Annotated in this window: 21 protein-coding genes and 1 tRNA gene; 20 read left to right on the plus strand and 2 right to left on the minus strand. The window is 39.2% G+C overall.

Annotated features, from left to right (window positions below; all coding sequences use genetic code 11):
- The first annotated feature begins 3 nt into the window (after positions 1-3).
- The 15 genes from K6G87_RS09080 (at position 4) to K6G87_RS09150 (ending at position 13674) form a co-directional block, all read left to right on the plus strand.
- Complete coding sequence (locus K6G87_RS09080; RefSeq protein ID WP_296836136.1) at positions 4-558, plus strand: ANTAR domain-containing response regulator; 555 nt, start codon at positions 4-6, stop codon at positions 556-558.
- 162 nt (positions 559-720) lie between these two features.
- Positions 721-1638, plus strand: coding sequence for an orotidine-5'-phosphate decarboxylase (gene pyrF, locus K6G87_RS09085; protein ID WP_296836139.1), 918 nt, complete (start codon positions 721-723; stop codon positions 1636-1638).
- 92 nt (positions 1639-1730) lie between these two features.
- Positions 1731-2417 (plus strand): orotate phosphoribosyltransferase, encoded by a 687-nt coding sequence (pyrE, locus tag K6G87_RS09090; RefSeq protein ID WP_296836142.1) that lies wholly within the window; start codon positions 1731-1733, stop codon positions 2415-2417.
- Between the two features lie 114 nt (positions 2418-2531).
- The gene (locus K6G87_RS09095; protein ID WP_296836145.1) at positions 2532-2684 is read left to right on the plus strand and encodes a hypothetical protein; all 153 of its coding nucleotides are present in this window, start codon (positions 2532-2534) and stop codon (positions 2682-2684) included.
- A complete protein-coding gene (locus K6G87_RS09100) occupies positions 2681-3127 on the plus strand; it encodes a DUF6142 family protein (protein WP_296836148.1) in 447 nt (148 codons plus the stop codon). Before K6G87_RS09095 ends, K6G87_RS09100 begins: the two co-directional genes overlap by 4 nt.
- Positions 3128-3218: 91 nt before the next feature.
- A complete protein-coding gene (gene purE / locus K6G87_RS09105) occupies positions 3219-3725 on the plus strand; it encodes a 5-(carboxyamino)imidazole ribonucleotide mutase (RefSeq protein WP_296836151.1) in 507 nt (168 codons plus the stop codon).
- Positions 3726-3780: 55 nt separating this feature from the next.
- Entirely contained in the window at positions 3781-4806 is a 1026-nt protein-coding gene (purM, locus tag K6G87_RS09110) for a phosphoribosylformylglycinamidine cyclo-ligase (RefSeq protein ID WP_296836200.1), read from the plus strand.
- Positions 4800-5444, plus strand: a complete 645-nt coding sequence (gene purN, locus K6G87_RS09115) for a phosphoribosylglycinamide formyltransferase (protein WP_296836155.1) — start codon at positions 4800-4802, stop codon at positions 5442-5444. Before purM ends, purN begins: the two co-directional genes overlap by 7 nt.
- Positions 5445-5526: 82 nt before the next feature.
- The gene (gene purD, locus K6G87_RS09120; RefSeq protein ID WP_296836158.1) at positions 5527-6804 is read left to right on the plus strand and encodes a phosphoribosylamine--glycine ligase; all 1278 of its coding nucleotides are present in this window, start codon (positions 5527-5529) and stop codon (positions 6802-6804) included.
- 45 nt (positions 6805-6849) lie between these two features.
- Positions 6850-8235 (plus strand): SH3 domain-containing protein, encoded by a 1386-nt coding sequence (locus K6G87_RS09125; protein ID WP_296836161.1) that lies wholly within the window; start codon positions 6850-6852, stop codon positions 8233-8235.
- 269 nt (positions 8236-8504) lie between these two features.
- The gene (locus K6G87_RS09130) at positions 8505-8879 is read left to right on the plus strand and encodes a GntR family transcriptional regulator (RefSeq protein ID WP_296836163.1); all 375 of its coding nucleotides are present in this window, start codon (positions 8505-8507) and stop codon (positions 8877-8879) included.
- Positions 8880-8924: 45 nt separating this feature from the next.
- The gene (locus tag K6G87_RS09135) at positions 8925-11501 is read left to right on the plus strand and encodes an ATP-dependent Clp protease ATP-binding subunit (protein WP_296836166.1); all 2577 of its coding nucleotides are present in this window, start codon (positions 8925-8927) and stop codon (positions 11499-11501) included.
- A gap of 93 nt (positions 11502-11594) precedes the next feature.
- On the plus strand, positions 11595-12005 hold the full coding sequence (locus tag K6G87_RS09140) for an endosialidase (RefSeq protein WP_296836169.1): 411 nt from the start codon (positions 11595-11597) through the stop codon (positions 12003-12005).
- A gap of 76 nt (positions 12006-12081) precedes the next feature.
- Positions 12082-13470 (plus strand): DNA repair protein RadA, encoded by a 1389-nt coding sequence (radA, locus tag K6G87_RS09145; protein ID WP_296836172.1) that lies wholly within the window; start codon positions 12082-12084, stop codon positions 13468-13470.
- Positions 13471-13602: 132 nt separating this feature from the next.
- A tRNA-Trp gene (locus tag K6G87_RS09150) sits at positions 13603-13674 on the plus strand.
- A gap of 254 nt (positions 13675-13928) precedes the next feature.
- Here K6G87_RS09150 and K6G87_RS09155 read toward each other — a convergent pair.
- Entirely contained in the window at positions 13929-15017 is a 1089-nt protein-coding gene (locus K6G87_RS09155) for a LacI family DNA-binding transcriptional regulator (protein WP_296836175.1), read from the minus strand.
- A 391-nt stretch (positions 15018-15408) separates the two neighbouring features.
- On the opposite strand from K6G87_RS09155, the gene K6G87_RS09160 reads away from it, so the two are divergent.
- The 5 genes from K6G87_RS09160 to K6G87_RS09180 all read left to right on the plus strand — a co-directional run bounded on the left by K6G87_RS09160 (position 15409) and on the right by K6G87_RS09180 (position 21822).
- Positions 15409-16758 carry an extracellular solute-binding protein gene (locus tag K6G87_RS09160; RefSeq protein WP_296836177.1) on the plus strand — a complete coding sequence of 450 codons (1350 nt, stop codon included), beginning with the start codon at positions 15409-15411 and terminating at the stop codon, positions 16756-16758.
- Positions 16759-16840: 82 nt separating this feature from the next.
- Complete coding sequence (locus K6G87_RS09165; RefSeq protein ID WP_296836180.1) at positions 16841-18220, plus strand: carbohydrate ABC transporter permease; 1380 nt, start codon at positions 16841-16843, stop codon at positions 18218-18220.
- Positions 18220-19089 (plus strand): sugar ABC transporter permease, encoded by an 870-nt coding sequence (locus tag K6G87_RS09170; protein ID WP_296836182.1) that lies wholly within the window; start codon positions 18220-18222, stop codon positions 19087-19089. The genes K6G87_RS09165 and K6G87_RS09170 overlap by 1 nt, the downstream gene beginning before the upstream one ends.
- Before the next feature lie 128 nt (positions 19090-19217).
- On the plus strand, positions 19218-20840 hold the full coding sequence (locus K6G87_RS09175; protein ID WP_296836183.1) for an alpha-amylase family glycosyl hydrolase: 1623 nt from the start codon (positions 19218-19220) through the stop codon (positions 20838-20840).
- 166 nt (positions 20841-21006) lie between these two features.
- Positions 21007-21822 carry an HAD family hydrolase gene (locus tag K6G87_RS09180; RefSeq protein WP_296836186.1) on the plus strand — a complete coding sequence of 272 codons (816 nt, stop codon included), beginning with the start codon at positions 21007-21009 and terminating at the stop codon, positions 21820-21822.
- A gap of 31 nt (positions 21823-21853) precedes the next feature.
- Here the strand turns inward: K6G87_RS09180 and K6G87_RS09185 are convergent, their stop codons facing one another.
- A complete protein-coding gene (locus K6G87_RS09185) occupies positions 21854-22402 on the minus strand; it encodes a VanZ family protein (protein WP_296836188.1) in 549 nt (182 codons plus the stop codon).
- Between the last annotated feature and the right edge of the window lie 51 nt (positions 22403-22453).

A 22453-nucleotide genomic window follows, 5' to 3' on the forward strand; every position in this document is an offset into this window, starting at 1 on the left:
TATATGGCTAACGTAATTGTTGCATTTGCAAAAGATACTGATTCTAAAAATTTCAAAAATATATTGATGAGGAGAGGCTTTAATGTTGCAGCAGTCTGCAACTCAGGAGCCCAGGCTCTTACAGCGATGGAAGACCTTGGTAACGGCGTCATAGTCTGCGGTTACAGACTAGGTGACATGATATGCGAGGAACTTGCTGCTGATCTGCCGTCCTATTTTCAGATGCTTCTTATAGCCTCTCCTTCTAAACTTGAGTCCATAGAACTTCCGGATAATGTAATATCACTTCAGACTCCTTTGCAGACTGATGTTCTTGTGTCGACCCTTAATATGATGCTGGAAGGTGTCAGCAGAAAGAGAAGAAAGTCAAGGGACACTGTCAAAAAGGAGCGTAGCGATAAAGAGAAAGAGACCATTAAAAAGGCTAAAGAGCTGCTTATGGAAAGACATCATATGACAGAACCAGAGGCTCATCATTATCTTCAGAAATGTTCTATGGATTCCGGAACAGGAATAGTAGAAGCAGCCGAGATGCTGATCTCTCTAAATAGTATTTGAAACTGTGTTGTTTTCTTAAAAGACAATACAGTTTTTTTATGTAAGTCAAAAAATATTTTTGTTTTGCAAACAAATAGTGTGACATTTAGAAATTCTATGATATTATATAAACTGTTTAAGGTCATGTACCTTGTTTAATAATGAGAAAAAGAGGACGTATTCATGATTCAGAAGCTGATATCAGCTATTCAAAAGACTGATGCCCCTATAGTGGTGGGACTGGATCCGAAACTTTCAATGATTCCGGATCGTATCAAAGATAAATCATTCAAAGAACTTGGTAAGACGCCTTTGGGTGCAGCTGATGCACTTTGGCAGTTCAACAAAGAAATAATTGACACTATTTATGATGTTGTGCCGGCTGTTAAGCCTCAGATTGCCATGTATGAGCAGTTTGGTATAGAGGGCCTTATTTCTTTTAAGAAAACGGTTGATTATTGCCATGAAAAGGGTCTCATAGTAATTGGTGATATCAAAAGAGGTGATATCGGTTCTACTTCAGAATCTTATGCTATCGGTCATTTAGGTTCTGTTACAATTGATTCAGAAAGATTTTCAGGTTTCAATGAAGATTTCGCAACTGTCAATCCTTATCTGGGAAGTGACGGTGTTAAGCCATTTATAGATGTATGTAATTCTGAAGACAAGGGAATCTTTGTCCTTGTCAAGACATCTAATCCATCAAGTGGCGAATTCCAGGATAGATTAATAGACGGCAAGCCTTTATATGAGCATGTTGGTGCAAAGGTTGAAGAATGGGGCCAGAGCTCTATGGAAGGTGATTATTCCAATGTTGGTGCAGTAGTTGGTGCTACTTATCCGGAAATGGGTGCAAAGCTTCGCAGCATTATGCCACACGCATTTATCCTTGTTCCTGGATACGGAGCTCAGGGCGGCAAAGGAAGCGACCTTAAGGGATTCTTCAATAAAGATGGTCTTGGAGCTATTGTTAATTCTTCAAGAGGAATCATTGCTGCATGGCAGAACGATAAATACAGCAAATTCTCAGACAATGTCGGAGAAGCTGCAAGGCAGGCTGTGTTTGATATGAAAGAGGATATCAACTCTGCGGTTAAATAATACTGCGGCATTTTGATTTCATGCTTATGGCTTACAAGTTATGTTAACAACCGCAACTTGCGGAATAATAAATAATACAGAGGATAAATTACATGGAAAAGTACAAGGAAGAGTTTATTGATTTCATGGTGGACAGTAATGTCCTGAAATTTGGAGATTTTACACTTAAAAGTGGAAGAAAGTCTCCGTTCTTCATGAATGCAGGAGCATATGTTACAGGAACTCAGCTCAGAAAGCTTGGTGAATTCTACGCAAGAGCTATTCATGAAACTTTTGGCCTTGAATTTGACATTTTATTTGGACCTGCTTATAAGGGCATTCCGCTTGCTGTATCAACCTGTGCTGCTATTAGCCAGCTCTACGGCAGAGATATAAAGTATTGTTCTAATCGTAAGGAGATCAAAGACCACGGTGATAAAGGAATCCTTCTTGGCAGCAAGATCAAGAACGGTGACCGTGTACTTATCATTGAGGATGTTACAACATCAGGTAAGTCAATAGAAGAGACATATCCTATAATTCAGGCTCAGGCTGATGATGTTGATGTAGTAGGACTTATGGTATCCTTGAATCGTCAGGAGAAGGGTCTTGAGACAGAGATGTCAGCACTTGACGAAATTCATGAAAAGTATGGTTTTGGTACACATGCAATCGTAACAATGTCTGATGTTGTTGAGTATCTGTACAACAGACCGGTTGATGGTGAAGTGATACTTACCAAAGATATAAAGAAAAAGATTGATGAGTACTATAAAGAATATGGTGCTGTAAATGCCTGATATGCAATTGCTTGATGATTGCGTGAGATTTTAATGAACGGAATAGTCCGGTTATGATCAGGAGTCAAAAGGTACTTTTGGAACCTGTATAGTTAAGAATAGGAGGCTTTGTATATGGAAGAAAAGACATATAAACTTATGGGTAATACTGGAGCGATTAATATTACATTTGGTATAGTTTCAATAATTGCAGGCGTTACAGCTGGAGTTCTCCTTATAGTAAGCGGAGCAAAACTCCTTAGTGGACGTAAGAAGATTTTATTTTGAGTAGCAGAATAGAACCGTGGAGTCAAAGACCATGGGACAAGAATCCCTGGGAGAAGGATACTGCTGAGACTTACCACGCACATAAACACAAAAAGAAAAAGAAAAAACACTTCCGTTTAAGAACACTTATCTTTAAGAGAAGATATATTTTTACAGATAATGTGCATCCGAGGAAGGGTATCCTGTCTTTTATATTGAGCGTTATTGCTGCCGTCGCGCTTTTTACATGCGTGAAGGCGGCTTTTGATGCCGGCGGACAGGCGGATATCAAGTATGGCGTTGCCGTATTCCTTGCTTTTGGGTACAGTATTGCAGGTCTTGTACTTGGTATTATTGCTATGAAGCAAAAAAAGATATTTAAAATATTTCCTTTATCGGGAATTATAATCAACACTCTTAATATACTGACAGTAGTCCTGCTGACAATAATGGGGTCGATGTGAACCTGAATGGTTCATCTGAAATAATTATTTAGTATTTTAGGATCGCATTTTTAGTAAAAGGATAATTTATATATTTAAAGGAGCAATGCAAATGGCACAGGTAGGAATTGTAATGGGATCGGATTCTGATATGCCGGTCATGGCCAAGGCTGCAGATATTCTCGAACAGCTTGGAATTAGTTACGAGATGCATATCATATCTGCACACAGAGAGCCTCAGGAATTTTTTGATTATGCAAACAGCGCTGAGGAGAAGGGATATAAGGTTATCATAGCCGGAGCCGGTATGGCAGCACATCTTCCGGGAATGTGCGCAGCAATTTTCCCGCTTCCTGTAATAGGTATTCCTATGCACACAACATCTCTTGGCGGACGTGATTCTCTTTATTCTATCGTACAGATGCCTACAGGCATTCCTGTAGCTACTGTTGCAATTAACGGAGGCGCTAATGCCGGAATCCTTGCAGCTAAGATCCTTGCAACAAGTGATCCTGAGCTCCTTAAGAGATTAAAGGATTATTCAGCTTCTCTTAAAGAAAGTGTTGTAGCTAAAGATGAGAAGCTTTCACAGGTTGGATACAAGAACTATTCAAAATGATAAGTAACAATTAAATTTTTTAAAGGGTATATTTTAGGAGGAACAAGAAGTGGCACTGAATTACAAGAATGCGGGCGTTGATATTGAGGCTGGATATGAATCTGTAGAATTGATGAAAAAGTACGTAAAGGCAACAACACGCCCTGAAGTAATGGGAGGCATCGGAGGATTTTCCGGAGCTTTTGATATGGCAGCAATTAAGAACATGGAGGATCCGGTTCTTCTGTCAGGTACAGATGGTGTTGGTACCAAGATTAAACTGGCATTCCTTATGGATAAGCATGATACTGTTGGTATCGATTGCGTTGCCATGTGCGTTAACGACGTTGCCTGTGCAGGCGGCGAGCCACTCTTTTTCCTTGATTATATTGCTTGCGGTAAGAATTATCCTGAAAAGATCGCTACTATAGTTAAAGGTGTTGCAGAAGGCTGTAAGATGGCTGATTGTGCACTTGTTGGTGGTGAGACTGCAGAGCATCCAGGTCTTATGCCTGAGGATGAGTATGATCTTGCAGGCTTCTCTGTAGGAGTATGTGAGAAGAAGGATCTTATTGACGGAAGTACAATTAAAGCAGGTGATGTCCTTATTGGAGTTGCATCAAGTGGAGTTCATTCTAATGGATTCTCACTTGTTCGTAAGGTTTTTGAAATGACCAAAGAAAGCCTCGATACATATTATGATGAACTTGGAAAGACACTTGGCGAAGCTCTTATAGAGCCAACACGTATCTATGTACACATGATGAAGTCTGTAAAGAATGCAGGCGTAAAGGTTAAAGGCTGCAGCCATATTACAGGCGGCGGATTCTATGAAAATGTTCCGCGTATGCTTCCTGAAGGAAAGAGAGCTGTTATTGAGAAAAACAGCTATGAAGTTCCAGCTATCTTTAAGCTTATGCAGAAGAAGGGTCAGATTGATGATCAGATGATGTATAACACATACAACATGGGTCTTGGTATGGTTCTGTGTGTAGATCCTGCTGATGTTGATAAGACAATGGAAGCTGTAAAGGCATCAGGTGAGACACCTTATGTTGTAGGTAAGATAGAAGAAGGCGAAAAGGGTGTTACATTATGCTAAAAATTGCTGTTTGTGTATCCGGAGGAGGAACAAATCTTCAGGCGATCATTGATGGCATAGAATCAGGCAAGATAAGTGACACAAGGATCGTACTTGTTTTTTCTAATAATCCTAATGCATATGCACTTGAGAGAGCCAAGAAGGCTGGAATACCGGCAGTATGCAAGTCTCCAAAGAATTATCCTGCAAGGGATGATTTTAACAAGGACTTCCTTGAAACTTTGAAGAGCGCTGAGCCTGATCTTGTAGTACTTGCAGGTTGCATGGTTGTTATACCTAAAGAGATAGTAAGAGCATTCCCGAATCGTATTATAAATATTCATCCTGCTCTTATTCCTTCTTTCTGTGGTCAGGGCTATTATGGCCTTCATGTTCATGAAAAAGTCCTTGAAAGAGGTGCAAGAGTTACAGGTGCTACAGTTCATTTTGTTGATGAAGGAACTGATACAGGTCCTATCATCCTTCAAAAAGCTGTAATGGTAGAACAGGATGATACACCTGAGATCCTTCAAAAACGTGTAATGGAACAGGCTGAATGGAAGATAATGCCCAAGGCTATAGACCTTATAGCTCATGGCAAAGTCAGGGTTGAAGATCATAAAGTTATAATAGATGGATATGATCCTCAAAGCATCTGATAATCTATAGTAGCAAGTAATGGGCATTGTATTATGCCCAAATCACAGATATAATTGAGTTGAGTAATCGGAGGAGAATTTAATGAAAGTCCTGGTAGTCGGTGGGGGCGGTCGCGAACATGCGATGGTCGAAGCAATTTCCAGAAGCAAACATGTTGATAAGATTTATTGTGCACCAGGTAATGCGGGTATTGCTAATCTTGCAGAGTGCGTACCTTTTGGTGTAATGGAATTTGATAAGATTGGCGATTTTGCTAAAGAGAACGGAGTTGATCTTGTTGTATGCAGTCAGGATGATCCGTTATGTGCAGGTATCGTAGATGCCCTTGAAGAAAAGGGACTCAGAGTTTTCGGTACCAGAAAAAATGCGGCTATAATTGAAGGCAGTAAGGCATTCTCCAAGGATCTTATGAAGAAGTACAATATTCCTACAGCTTCTTATGAAATCTTTACAGATGCTGATAAAGCTAAGGAATATCTTAAGACTGAAGTTAACTTCCCAATAGTACTTAAGGCTGATGGTCTTGCACTTGGAAAAGGAGTTCTTATCTGTAAGGATCTTGAAGAGGCACTTGCAGGCGTTGATGAGATCATGCTTGATAAGAAGTTTGGAAGTGCCGGTAATGAGATGGTAATCGAAGAATTCATGACAGGAAGAGAAGTATCTGTTCTTGCTTTTGTTGATGGAAAGCATTATAAGCTCATGAGTTCATCTCAGGATCATAAGAGAGCAGGAGACGGAGATACAGGTCTTAATACTGGAGGTATGGGAACATTTTCTCCAAGTCCTTTCTATACTGAAGAGATCAATAAGGTAGCTTGTGAGACAATCTATCAGAAGACTGTTGATGCAATGGCAGCTGAAGGAAGAGAATTCAAGGGTGTTCTCTATTTCGGACTTATGATGACATCACAGGGTCCTAAGGTTGTAGAATACAACACCAGATTTGGCGATCCTGAAACTCAGGTTGTACTTCCTCGTATGAAAACTGATATAATAGATGTCATGAATGCAGTAATTGATGGTACTCTTGATAAGATTGACCTTGAGTTTGAAGATAAGGCCGCTGTCTGCGTGGTTCTTGCATCTGAGGGATACCCTGTGAAATATGAAAAGGGTAAGGTTATTTCAGGCCTTGAAGCATTTAATGGATTAAAAGACGGGTACTGTTTCCATGCTGGGACAAAATTTGATGAGCATGGAAATGTTATTACAAACGGGGGCAGAGTGCTTGGCATTACAGCTAAGGGTAATACACTTAAAGAAGCCAGAGAGAATGCATATAAACTGACAGAGCTTGTAAGCTTTGATGGTAAGTATATGCGTCATGACATCGGTAAGGCACTTGATGAAATCTGATAATTCGTGTGCTTTATGAATCTGGCAGAAAGAAAGAGGTAAACTATGGAGAAGAAACGTGGGAGAATAATGGCATTGATAGCTGCCTTTGCAACTGTCATGACATTGGTAATTGGAAGTACATTTATTGCAAGTGCTGAAACAGTAACATATGCAACTGTTACAGCTTCATCTGCAAAAGTTCGTTCAAGCTCTGATACATCAAGCGAAGTAGTAGGAAGCCTTAAAAGCGGAGACCAGGTTCAGATCTTATCTGAAGTTACAGATGCAAATGGACAGGTTTGGTATCAGGTCAATGTAGTAGGCGGAACAGGTTATATAAGAGGAGACCTTGTAACCAAGGGAGAGCCTCAGGAAGTTGATACAACTTCAACAACTACCGAAACTACAACAACAACTGAAACAACTACTACAGAGACAACAACAGCTGATAATACCCAGACAGCTGAGGATCTTCCTGATACTCAGGTTACAGCAATGGATTCTACTTCAGCTACAGTTACTACAAGTAAAGCTAATGTACGTTCCGGTGCAGGTACAGCTTATTCTGTAGCAGGAAGTGTTGCAAGCGGTGATGTAGTTACTGTAACAGGTTCAGCTACTGATTCTTCAGGTAAGCAGTGGTATTATATTACTCTTTCAAGCGGAGTACAGGGATTCATTCGTGCAGATCTTGTAGAGCTTGGAGAAGTTATCACTGAAACAGAAACTACTACTGAAGAAACAGGTGAAAATACTGAGGGAACTGAGAATACAGAAGAAACTGGGACAACTGAAGAAGCTACTACAGAAACAACTGATACAACAACTAATACCGGTAATACAATAGTTGCAACAACATCCAATGATTCATATTATGTTTTCATAGATACAGACGGAACATATCAGCTTGTTAAGAATACAGATGGAAATGCTGTTAAGTATAGCGTTGAAGGAATCCTTGCAGCTAATGATTATATTCAGGCACATGGTACACAGAAGGCTATTACAGTTCTTGATATAATCCTTATCATCCTTGTTGTAGTACTTGCGGGAGCAGTTATATTCCTCTTTATCAGACTCAGAAATCTCCTTTATTATGATGATGAAGGTGGTAACTATGAGGATGATAATATGCAGTATGACGACGAGCCGAAGCCTCGTAAAGCAAGCATATTTGATAAGCTTAGATCCAAGAAAAATGATGGATATGATGATGGTTATGACGAAGGATATGATGAAGGCTATCCAGATGATGGATATCCGGAAGAATACCCGGATGAAGAGCCACTTCCTGAGGAAGAGATGCCACCTGTAGAGAACAGTTCAACTGTAAGACCTGATAGAAACTCTAGACCTACACCTCGCAAATCAAGAAACTTTGCTGATGACGATGATTTCGAGTTTGAGTTCCTTGATCTTGATAACGACAACGATGGAAAGAGACGATAATTAGATCATATAAGCCGGATTGGAATAATGTTTTTCAATCCGGTTTTTTTATAAAAAAGCTTTATAAAAATACTTGTTATATGTTCTTTATAAACCGATACTTAATAAAAGGTTTATAAAACTTCCACTTATATTTATTGACATGTATATCATCACTGTTATACCATTTATATAACAGAAACCAGCAATATAGAACCATTAGTCTTTACTTATGCCCGATTGCGTGTAGTAGTATCTCCTTTTGGTTAAGACATGAGGTTATATTAGAAATGATGATAGAAATTGATTTTAACAGTGATGATGCCATTTATGTGCAGCTGTGCAATCAGATCATACTTGGAATAGCTACTTCGCAGTTCCATGAAGGCGAACAGCTACCAAGTGTCAGAACTCTTGCAGAGACAATCGGTATCAATATGCACACGGTCAATAAAGCTTATTCGATTTTGCAACAGGAAGGTTTTGTAAAGATTGACCGAAGGAAAGGTGCTGTTATTGCAGTGGACATAGACAAGCTGCAAGCACTTGACGAAGCAAGGCAGGGGCTTGAGGTCGTTCTGGCCAGAGCTCTTTGCAAAAATATTTCAAGGAATGAGATTCACAATCTTATAGATCAGATATACGACGAATATAGCGGAATCTGATGATCTTTTGGTTTCAAAAATAAACAGCAGGAGGAATACAAATATATGAATTCACAGTTTACAGATAAAGCCGAAAACGCGCTCAAAACAGCTCGTAAGGCTTCAAAAAGTCTGAAACTGAACTATGTAGGAACAGAGCATATTCTGCTTGGTCTTATCAGAGAAGAAGGAAGCGTAGCATCCAGAATCCTGATCGATAATGGAATAGATGAAAAACGTCTTATGGATCTTGTTAAAGATCTTATTGTGCAGGACGGAAGTGTTGCAACAATGGACCGTGATGGCTTTTCACCAAGAGCTCAGCAGGTTCTTAATGAAGCACACCGTCAGGCAGACAGATTCCGTGCATCAAAGACTGGAACAGAGCATATACTTCTTGCTCTTATTAAGGACGGCGAGAATGTTGCAGTAAGACTTATAAGTACCTTAAATGTTCCGGTTCAGAAGCTTTATGCAGAGACTCTTGCAGCTATGGGTGAAGACCCTAATCTTGTTAAAGAGGATCTTGGTAAGCGCCAGTCCGGACGTAAGAAGGGTAGTGCTCTTGCACAGTACAGCCGTGATCTTACAGCGCTTGCAGCTGCAGGAAAGCTTGATCCTGTTATCGGACGTGAGTCTGAGATTAAACGCGTAATTCAGATTCTTTCAAGAAGAACCAAGAATAATCCTTGCCTTATCGGTGAACCCGGTGTTGGTAAGACTGCAGTAGTCGAAGGACTTGCTCAGAGTATAGTTTCAGGAGATGTTCCTTTTACAGTTCAGAATAAGAGACTTCTGACACTTGATCTTTCAGGTATGATCGCAGGATCAAAGTACAGAGGTGAATTTGAGGAACGTATTAAAAAGGTAATTCATGAAGTTGCTGAAGATGGTAATATCATTCTCTTTGTAGATGAGATGCATACACTTATTGGAGCAGGCGGTGCTGAAGGTGCTATAGATGCTTCTAATATCTTAAAACCATCTCTTGCAAGAGGAGAGATTCAGATAATTGGTGCTACAACTATATCTGAGTATCGTAAGTATGTAGAGAAGGATGCAGCTTTAGAGCGTCGTTTCCAGCCTGTTACAGTAGAAGAACCTACTACAGAAGAGACTCTCAATATCCTTAACGGAATACTTTACAAGTATGAAGAGCATCATCATGTAAGCATACTTCCAGAAGCTGTAAAAGCAGCGGTTGAATTATCAAACAGATATATCAATGATAGAAATCTTCCTGATAAAGCTATCGATCTTATTGATGAAGCCGCATCAGCAGTGAGACTTCACTCAATGGGTGACACATCCAAGATGCGTGACCTGGATAGTCAAATTAAAGATCTTGATGACCAGGTTGAAGAAGCTCTGAAGAGCGAAGACTACAGACAGGCAGGTGAACTCAACAGACAGCAGGCTCTTCTTATCAAGAAATATAACAGAATGAAGGCGGCTAATGAGCGTAAGGAACAGACAGGCTCTGTAACTGTAAGTGCTAATGATGTTGCAGAAGTAGTTGCTCTTTGGACCAAGATTCCTGTTAAGAAGATTGCAGAGAAGGAATCAGAAAGACTCTTAAAACTTGAAGATACACTTCATAAGAGAGTTATAGGCCAGTCAGAAGCAGTAGTTGCTGTTTCAAAGGCTATAAGAAGAGGCCGTGTTGGTCTTCAGGATCCTAACAGACCGATTGGGTCATTCCTCTTCCTTGGACCTACAGGTGTAGGTAAGACTGAACTTTCCAAGGCGCTTGCTGAAGCTATGTTTGGATCTGAGAGTGCTCTTATAAGAGTTGATATGTCTGAATATATGGAACCGCATAGTGTATCCAAGATGATCGGATCACCTCCAGGATATGTTGGATATGATGATGGCGGACAGCTTTCTGAGAAAGTAAGAAGAAATCCATATTCAGTTATACTTTTTGATGAGATAGAAAAAGCACATCCTGATGTGTTCAATATCCTTCTTCAGGTACTTGATGATGGTCATATTACAGATGCCAAGGGACGTAAGGTAAGTTTCAAGAATACTATCATTATCATGACTTCCAATGTGGGAGCACAGAAGATAGTATCTCCTAAGAGACTTGGCTTTGATACCAAGGTTGATGCCAAGAAAGACTATGAGACAATGAAGAGCGGAGTTATGGAAGAGGTTAAGCGTCTCTTCAAACCTGAATTCATCAACAGAATTGATGAGATCATGGTATTCCATCAGCTCTCAAGTGACGAGATGATGCAGATTGTAACTCTTCTTTCAAGCTCTCTTTCAAAGAGATGCAAAGAACAGCTTAATATTAAGCTTACAATATCACCGGCTGTTAAGAAGCATCTTGTTGATAAATATTCAGAAGAAAAGATGGGTGCAAGACCTTTGAAGCGTGCTATTCAGACTGTTGTTGAGGATTCAATGGCAGAAGAGCTTCTTAAGGGCAATATAAAGCGTGACAGCGAAGTTGTAGTTGGCTTTAAGGATGATAAGGTTACATTTAGTACCAAGGCAGAAAAGGCTGAAGGAAAGACCAAGGCTGCAGCATCCAAGAAGACTAAGGCTACAACCAAAAAGGCAGCTACCAAAAAGAATGCGTCTTCAAAACCCAAAAAGAAGGCAGGCAGACCTAAAAAAGTGGCGCTTTCGTAACATATTTTAAAATTTTGTGTGATATAATGGTTATTACCCAAAAGGGATAATGTACTTTGAAAACTTTTTTATCGTACCAATAGGAGGTTCCATATGGCTGTAGTAGAACAGTTGCTGCGGGCAGAAGCTGACGGTACAATCAGCTTTGGTAACTACGAGCTTGATTCAAAGTCTAAGCTTGAAGATTTCAAGCATGATGGAGATCTGCTCAAAGTCAAGACGTTTAAGGACATAACAAGACTCGAGGCAAACGATATGTTTGTATTTGAATCTGTTCCCGGAACGGCAGTGACTCACTTCAAAGAGACCGAAAAAGGTGTGACATTCATGGTTGAAGGTAACGCAGACGCACAGATTACTTTAGGTATGGAGGACAATACTGAGTATAACGTACTCATAGATGGCTCCAGTGAAGGAAAGATGAAAACAGGACTTGGCGGTAAACTGTCAATCAGTGTTGAACTTTCTGGGAAGCCGGTTGCAGTTAAGGTCGAAGAAGCTTAAAAATTTCATAATGAAGCCACAGATATACAATGACGTATATCTGTGGCTTTTTGCAAGATTTTGGGGGAGTAAATATATGCCTGCAAAGATTAAAACAGTATTCTTTTGTCAGAACTGTGGATATGAGTCATCCAAATGGATGGGACAGTGTCCTTCATGTCATGAATGGAATACCATGGTTGAGGAAGTTGTAAAACCTGAACCTAAAAATAAAAGAGCTACACTTGGAAGTGGTACTTCAAATCATTTTGCTCAAGGGAATGAATCAGCTCCAAAAGCATTATCACAGATAGCTCTTGGTCAGGAAGACAGAAGTGATACACATATAGAAGAACTTAACAGAGTTTTAGGGGGAGGTCTTGTAAGAGGTTCGCTTACACTTGTAGGTGGTGATCCAGGTATTGGTAAATCTACCCTTCTTCTTCAGGTTGCAAGGAATATGTCTGATGATGGTCATAATATTCTGTATATATCAGGAGAGGAATCGCTTAGACAGATCAAGTTAAGAGCTAATCGTATAGGCGACTTTACAGATAATCTTAAATTCTTATGTGAGACCAATCTGTCCAGCATAGAAGCTGTTATTACTAAAGAAAAACCTGAAATTGTGATAATAGACTCGATACAGACTATGTTCAACGAGGATGTTACATCTGCTCCTGGAAGTGTATCTCAGGTCAGAGAGACTACAGCTGTTCTTCTTAGAATTGCCAAAAGTATGAATATATCGATATTTATAGTAGGGCATGTAACCAAGGAAGGAACAGTAGCAGGACCAAGAGTTCTTGAACATATGGTTGATACAGTTCTGTATTTTGAAGGCGACAGACATGCATCCTATAGGATATTAAGAGGCGTCAAGAATAGATTTGGATCTACTAATGAAATCGGCGTTTTTGAAATGCGTGAAGACGGACTTGCAGAAGTTCAGAATCCATCAGAGTTTATGCTTGACGGAAGACCGGAAGATGCAAGCGGAAGTATAGTAACCTGTTCTGTTGAAGGTACAAGACCAATTCTTCTTGAAGTACAGGCTCTTGTATGCCGAACGAGCTTTGGATTTCCAAGAAGACAGGCCAATGGAACTGACTATAACAGGGTGAACCTGTTAATGGCTGTACTTGAAAAAAGAGTTGGTCTTCAGATGGCTGACTGTGATGCTTATGTTAATCTTGCAGGCGGAATGAAGCTTCAGGAACCGGCTCTGGATCTTGGCATATGTCTTGCTGTTATATCAAGCTTTAAGAATAAGCCTATAGATTCTTCTGTAGTTGCTTTTGGAGAAGTTGGTCTTTCTGGAGAAGTCAGAAGTGTAAGTATGACAGAGCAGAGAGTTATGGAAGCCAAGAAACTTGGTTTTAAGACGATAATACTTCCGAAGGCTTATGAGAATAAACTTAAAGATGTAAAAGGTCTTGAGATTATAGGAGTACGATCAGTACAGGATGCAATGAAGATATTTTGATAGTCCGAAACGGTAAAAAGAAGTATCAGATACGCAATTACGATTCTTGTAAAAAACTGCAAAAAACGCTTGCATACTGTAATATGCTTTGATATAATTTATTTCGTTGACGGCGACAGGCCGACGAAATAAAGGGGAATCATACAATGGCTAGTATCACGGTCTCCAAAACCGTTCATGGGAGTTCGAATCTCTCTTCCCCTGTTTCATAAGAAACAGGACAGCATCGGATATTCCGGTGCTTTTTTATTTGTTTTTTTGTGATCCACATATATAAAATAGCCTTCATTACTGCAGATATACTGATCTGTAATAATGAAGGCTGTTTTATTGTGAAAAGAAATTATATTATTTGCTTGTACTGTTTACTATGAAAAGAATTTTATTATCCGCTTGTACTGTTTACTATGAAAAGTGATTATCTTATTATCTGAGTCTACTTTGTTATGAAAAAATAATTATCTTATCTGCTTATGCTGCTGGTATTGCGAATATAATTCAGGGTTTAAATTACTTACTGAGTCCTTCTCAACAATATGGCGCTTAGCAAGTCTTGGTTTTGCTATAGCTGTAGATGATCTTACAGAAAGAGATGGCCTAAGCAGGTTCTTGGAAAGAGATATATGTTCTGTCATAGCTCTTAAAATATAAAAACCGCATTTACCGATTTCCAGCCTGTCCTGCTTAACAGTAGTAAGAGGTGGGTTAAGATGTTCTGCTATTGGAAGATCATCAAAACCTATAACACTTATATCTTCAGGTACTTTATATCCCTGCCTTGTACACTCTTCAATAACACCTGTAGCAATAAGATCATTACCACAAAGGATAGCTGTTGCTCCAAGGTCAAGGAAGGTAGGTACATGATAGTGAGCGGCATCGGCTACGAAGTATCCATATACAGCAAGATTAGGATCAACAGGAAGTCTGTGGCTTGTCATGCTGTCAAGATAGGCTATCATTCTAAGATCTGAAACCATTGATCCTCTTGAACCATCCAAAAAAGCTATCTTTTCGTGCCCAAGCTTTGTAAGGTGTTCTATTGCAAGAGCTATTCCTTCTTCTGAATCTGTTCCTATATAACCTACATTAGGATTCTTCTCAATAAAGTTATCAAGAAGAACAGTGGAAAAGGCTGTTGTTTTAAGCTGCTCCATCCATGGATCTTCTAAAGAAAATCCAAGAAGGAATGCTCCTGAAAATCCATTACCGAGCATATATGTGTCATATTTTTCATTAACCTGGAATTCGTGACTTACAGGTTGTATGAAAACTTCACATTGCTCTTTGTAAGCAGCCTGTCTGAATCCAAGTACAATGTCATAACCAAATTGGCTTGTGGATTCATAATCCATATTTTCGACGAAAACACAAAGTCTTTTCTGACTCTTTCGCTGAGTTTTGCGTCCGGTATAGCCCATTTCAACAGCAGTTTCCAAAACCTCCTGTCTTAGGGCGGCACTTATGTCTTTGGCACCGTTCAAACCTTTTGAAACAGTACTGACTGAAATGCCAAGTTTATTGGCGATATCTTTTATGGTAGCCATGTCGTCCTTTCGTATAGCGTTTGTTCGTACTATTTTCGTATAATACCATTCTTTGATGATAATGAGAAGTATAATACGAAAACGCTCTAAAAATCCATTGCATTTCTTCAATTATTATAATGTTACAAAAGAGCAAAAACAAGATAAAGCGAAAAAAAACGAAAATTTTTTGAAAGATATGCAATAAAACGCTATTCAAGGATTGTGTAAAATGACGAATAAATAATTATATGAGCGGAATTATTGACAATTGTGCATAAAGTGTGATAAAACAGAATTGTCAAACGAAAGTTTCGGAAATTTTCGATTTTCTTAGTTTTTGGGTATTATGATTTGGGATTTGGAGTGCATATGGCACTTTAAATAAAAAGTCTAAAAAGGAGAGGAAAACATGAAAAAGAAAGTTTTAACCGTTTTAATGACACAGGCTCTTGTAGCTTCTATGCTCGCTGGATGTGGTTCTTCATCAGACAACACAGCAGATCAGACACAGGCAACAGATTCTACAGAACAGACAGAAACAACAGACACAGCAGAACAGGCTGCTACAACAGAGGCAGCTGCAGAAGAGACACCTGCAATCGATTATGGTTCAGGTGAGATCACAATCTGGGTTGCTGAGAATGTTGTAGATCTTACACAGCAGCTTGTAGATGATTTTATTGCTTCTAATGATGCATATTCAGGATATGCAGGAAATATCACAGTAGAAGCTGTTGGTGAAGGTGATGCTGCTTCTAACATGATCACTGATGTATCCGGCGGTGCTGATATTTATGGTTTTGCACAGGATCAGCTTACACGTCTTGTAGCTGCAGGTGCTCTTCAGCCACTTAATGACAACATGTCAGAGTGGGTTAAATCAAGCAATGATGAAGGAGCTATCGGAGCTGCAACATCAGGCGATGCTCTTTATGCATTCCCTATGACATCTGATAATGGATATTTCCTTTACTATGATAGTTCAGTAGTAACAGATCCTACATCTCTTGAGCAGATCATCGCTGATTGCGAAGCTGCAGGCAAGGGCTTCTATGCAGATCTTGATTCAGCATGGTACAATGCAGCATTCTTCTTCGGAGCAGGATGCACATGTTCTTTCGAAACAGACGCAGATGGTAACTTCACAAGTGTTACAGCAGACTATGCTTCTGATGCTGGTCTTGTAGCTATCAAAGAGATGGCAGAAGTTGCTTCTTCTTCAGCATTTGTTGATGGATCATCAGCAGGTGAAGCTACAAACGTAGGTGCTATCATCGATGGTACATGGGATAGCGCAGCACTTGAAGAAATGCTTGGTGACAACTATGCATGTGCAGCACTTCCTTCATTCGAAGGTTCTGATGGACAGACATATCACCTTAGCGGATTCTCAGGCAACAAGCTTCTTGGTGTTAAGCCTCAGACAGAAGGCGGCAAGCTTGCTATGTGCTATGAGATAGCTAAGATGCTTACAGATACAGATGCTCAGCTTGAAAGATTCAATGCTCAGGGTTGGGGTCCTTCAAACCTTACAGCACAGGCTGATAGCGCAGTTCAGGCTAACGTAGCTCTTGCAGCTCTTCAGGAGCAGATGCCTTACATGATTCCTCAGGGTCAGTATCCTGGAGAATGGTGGGATCTTGCAGGCGCTCTTGGTGCAGACGTTGAGAACGGAACTCTTACAGTAGATTCTGCAGATGAAGACTTCATGAAAGAGCTCAGCACACATGATGACACATGCGCAACACTTGTTCAGTAATTAACTGAATTTGTTATAAATAGCAGATTGAATATTCAGGGGAGAGGTCTTTCCTCTCCCCTGTTTTTGCGGGAGTGCTTCTATGGAAAAGAACAAAAACAATGCGTTAGGACTAATTGCAGGTAATATCAAAAATATTGGTGTTACTTTTAAAGAGGGGGATTGGAAGACAAAAGTTTCTTTTCTTATAATGGGCTTTGGACCTCTTATGAGAAAGTCTTTTGCGAGAGGATTCGCTTATCTTCTAATTGAGGTGGCATTTATCGTCTATATGGCAACCTCAGGAATTTCAAACCTTTCAAAATTATCAACACTTGGTACAGAAGAAACACATATGGATCCGAATACTTTCCTTACAACATATGGAGATAATTCGTTCCTTATACTTCTTTACGGAGTTTTGACAGCAGTACTTTGTGTTCTGTTTATTACTTTCTGGAGAATGAATATCCAGGAAAATCAGAATGAGGAGAAGATTCTTCGAAATGGTGGAAGTCTTCCTTCAACAGCTCAGGATTTTAAATCTTTATTAGATCAGAAATTTCATGCAACACTTCTTGCATTGCCGGTACTTGGTGTTCTTATATTTATGGTTGTACCGATCATATTCATGATATGCGTTGCATTTACTAATTACGATGCTACTCATCAGGCTCCAAGTAAACTCTTTACATGGGTAGGACTTGAAAACTTCAAGCAGCTCCTCCAGTTTGGCGGTAATGGCATGGGTTCAACCTTTGCTACGATCCTTATCTGGACACTTGTTTGGGCTTTCTTTGCAACATTCTCAACATATTTTGGAGGAATTGCACTTGCACTTCTTATTAACAAAAAAGGTGTCAAGTTCAAGAAACTCTGGCGTACTATTTTCGTAATGACTATAGCTATTCCTCAGTTTATTTCTCTTTTGTATGTATCCAAGATGTTTGCAGCTGATGGACTTATCAATACTTATTTTATTAAATGGGGAATCTTTGAACGTTCCTACAATTTCTGGGCACATCCAATGACAGCAAGGGTACTTATCATTTTGATAAACCTTTGGATTGGTATACCTTATGTAATGCTTATGGCTACAGGACTTCTTATGAATATTCCTGCTGACCTTTATGAAAGTGCCAGAATTGATGGAGCAAGCCCATGGCAGATGTTCCGTAAGATCACAATGCCATACATGCTTTTCGTTACAGGACCTTATCTTCTTACATCATTTACAGGAAACTTAAATAACTTCAATGTTATTTATCTTCTCTCAGGAGGCGGACCTACATCCATGCAGCTGTATGGAGGATCCGGATATACAGATCTTCTTGTAACATGGCTGTATAAGCTTATCCTTAATAGTACGAACTATAAACTGGCAGCCTGTGTAGGTATTCTTACTTTCATTGTTGTAGCGGTTACATCACTTATCGCATATAGCAAACTGCCTTCGATTAAAGATGAGGAGGGATTCCAGTAATGGCTGAGCAGAAATTACACAAAAAACACAGCGCTTTAGGTAATGCCTTGGCGTATATACTTTTAATAATACTTAGTTTTATATGGCTTTTTCCATTTTTATGTATAGTATTACAGAGCTTCAGAGCACCCACTGAGGGCGGCGGCGGAATGGTAGCATATCTTGTTCCAAAGCAGTTCTCACTTGACAGCTATAAATGGCTGTTCTCATCTGACTCTAACTTTATAAGATGGTTTATAAATACATTTATAATCGCATTCTTTATAGCACTTGGTCAGACATGCTTTGTACTTATGGTAAGCTATGCACTTTCACGTACAAGATTTGCAGGAAGAACTCTTCTTATGAAGTTCTGGCTCGTACTTGGAATGTTCCCTGGATTTTTATCAATGATATGCTTGTATTTCCTTTTGAAGAATATCGGACTTACACAGGCAGGTGCAATACCAGGACTTATCCTTGTCGGAGTAGCAAGTTCAGGTATGGGATATTATGTATGTAAAGGTTTCTTTGATACCATTCCAAAGACACTTGATGAGGCCGCCAGAATTGATGGAGCATCACGTGCAAGAATATTCTTCACAATGCTTCTTCCTCTTTCCAAGCCTATCATAATATATCAGGCACTTGTTGCATTCATGGCACCATGGTGTGACTATATCTTTGCATCATATATCGCTTTTGGTTACAGCAAGAGCTACAACGTAGCAGTAGGTCTTTATGACTGGGTTAACACCAATGACTATCAGGGATATTTCACAAGATTCTGTGCCGGTGGTGTACTTATTGCAGTTCCGATAACAGCACTTTTCATGTCACTTCAGAAGTACTATGTAGAAGGTGTTACAGGTGGAGCAGTAAAGGGATAATATCCATAGCTTCGTAATCCCGCATTTAACTTTGCATAAATAAATATTTATAACAGCTTTCCAGAAAGGCAGAGGCAGAATTGTCTGTCTCTGCCTTTTTACAGATTAGATTGTTCATGAGGCTTAATATGAAATATGTTTTTAGAAAAATAAGACATCTTATAATTTTTAGCCTGACCCTTGCATTTACTGTGTCTATGCTTTCTGGCTGTAGCAAGAAGGAAGATGAGGTCAGCATTGTAGATGATAATTACAGGAATTATTATGAGATATTTGTACACTCATTCTATGATTCTGATGGAGATGGTATAGGTGATATTAACGGAGTGACACAAAAACTAGATTATATTGAGGATCTTGGAGTAAACGGAATCTGGCTTATGCCTATCATGCCATCAACAACTTATCACAAATATGATGTCATTGATTATATGGATATAGATTCTGAATATGGCACAATGGAAGACTTTGATAATCTTGTAAATGAGTGTCATAAAAGAGGAATTAACATAATCATAGATATGGTCATGAATCATTCTTCATCCAAGAATGAATGGTTCATACAGGCTTGTGATTATCTTAGAAATCTTGAAGATGGCAAAGAACCTGATGAGAATGAATGCCCTTATTTTTGCTATTACAATTTTTCCAAAGATCAGAAAAATGACACCTGGTACAAGGTATCAGGAACAGACTGGTACTACGAAGGAGTATTCTGGTCTGAAATGCCTGATTTCAATCTTGAAAATGAAAATCTGAAAAAAGAATTCGAAGAAATATCGGATTTCTGGATAGAGCATGGAATAGATGGTTACAGAATGGATGCTGCAATGCATTATGAAGATGATGATCAGAGTGCAACACTTGATATCATGAACTGGATATATAATTACTGTCTTTCCAAAAAGTCGGACTTCTATATGGTATCCGAAGTCTGGGCTAATAAAGCAACTATTGCAGACTTTTATAAGAGCATGACACCAAGTATGTTCAACTTCCCTGCATCGGGAGCAGAAGGAACTATAGAAAAGGCAGCAAGAGGTCAGTCTGGCGCTGACAGCCTTGTAAATGCAATGATCGATTATCAGACAATATATTCTGCCTCTAATCCTGACTATATTGATGCACCATTTATTACCAATCATGATCAGGTAAGAGTGGCCAATAACCTTAATTGTGACCTTAATGATATGAAAATGGCAGCCGGAATCCTCATGACCATGAGTGGAAGTACCTTTATATATTATGGTGAAGAGATAGGAATGATGAGTTCTGGAAAAGAAGATCCCAATAAAAGGCTTCCTATGAACTGGTCATCTTCTGATACAAGTGGAATATGCAATCCTCCTGAGGGCGCTGACAGTGATGTGGAGCAGACTTTTGCACCTGCAGATGAGCAGCTTACAGATGACCTTTCTCTACTAAATTATTATAAAAGGGCTTTGAATCTCAGGAACTCTAATCCGGAACTTGCAAGAGGTGTTATTACCAAAGAGGACAACCTTTGTGATGAGATGGTTGCTGCAATATGTAAGACCTGGACAAGAGAGGATGAAAATGGAAGCTCTGTAACATCAAGTGTCATTGTTATATACAATACAACAGATGAAACTGTAACAGTGGACCTTTCTTCAGATGAGTATAAGGAACTTAAAGTTTCGGGCTATCTTACTTTAGATGATACTGAAATATCTGTACAAAAAGATGGAAGTATTGAAATGCCCGGACAGTCTATATGCGTTTTGAGATAGACCTACATCATTATATTTAATCTGGATCTGTATACTTTGAAACATACAGATTTGGGGATATACAGATATTCTGGATATTTTGAATGCGTATTTGGTTAGGATTTATGGTATTTAGAGCTTGTTGGTGATATCTTGGGACATTAGGCGAAAGGATTAAGAGACAATTATGAATTTTAAATATGACAATTTTATTTTTGACTTATATGGAACTCTTATAGATATACATACAGACGAAAGCAGGCCTGAATTCTGGAAGGAAATAGCAGGATTTTATTCCTGCTATGGAGCTGACTATACTTTCGACCAGTTACAGCAAAAGTACTTCGATATTGTAATGGAACAAGAGCATGAGCTTGCTTTCAAGCTGGCAATTAATTATCCGGAAATAGAAATACAGAAGGTTTTTGCAAGACTGTTATTAGAAGCGCCTGTCCATCATGAGACAGAAAGCCCGGTTGCACGTATGAGTGAAGAAGAGCTTGTTGATAGCCAGTGGATGCAGGATCTGTGCAATATATTCAGAACCAGTTCAAGAGACAGACTCCGTGCATATCCCGGAGTCATTAAGACACTTGATACTATAAAAGAAAACGGTGGTAAGATATTTCTTTTATCTAATGCACAGGGGATGTTTACAAGGCCTGAGCTTGAGATCACGGGCCTTACCAAATATTTTGATGCGATCTATATATCTTCAGAGAATCAAATGAAAAAGCCCCAGCCGCAGTATATGAAGAAACTTCTTGATGATCAGAATATCACAGCTGAAAGTTCCGTTATGATAGGCAATGAGATCCAGTGTGATATAGCAATTGCAGCTTCCTGCAAGGTTGATAGTATACTTCTTAACACGGATAATCTAAGCGCCATAGAAAGGCGTGCAAGACTATCAAGAGTAATAGACGGATATTTTAAAGGCTATAAGCCTGAGACGGTGGTGTCGGGAGATATAAGTGAGATTTTGGATATATGTACTGCATAATGCCCTAGTCTGTAATTATAAAGAGACTGCATTATGCAGCTCTTTGTTCTTCGTATTCTTCTGACAAGGATTTAAATACGGTTTTACGTCCGATAAAGCCTAAAATACGTACAATGATAACACCTATCACGATACCGATCGAGTCAATTGCTACATCGCGTAGCTGTGGTGTTCTTCCGTATGAAAAAGTCTGATGATATTCATCAAGAAAAGCATAAAGAACACAAAAAGCCGTAGCAAAAAAGGAAAGCTTGAAGCCCCTTACTTTATAAACATATAAAGGAAGCGACACTGACATTGCCAGAAGAAGATATTCTGTAATGTGGGCGGCCTTTCTGATATAAAACTGATTAGTCAGAGCATAGTCTGCAATCTGCGATGATGAAAGGTCAAGTGCGAAGATATTGTTGATGATATCATAGAGATGAAATCCTACATCATAGCTAAGGGCTCCTGAATCTGTGGCATTTTGACCTGAAAATGAGAAGATCAGATACATCATTATAATTGCAGGCACAAATGACAGGGGCTTTAAAGTGTATCTAAGTGTGTACTTTATGTACATTCGTATATATTTCATGATTACCTCGATTTATTTTCTTAAAACACAATTCAAAACATTCTAATAATT

It is taken from the genome of Butyrivibrio sp. (assembly GCF_024699075.1).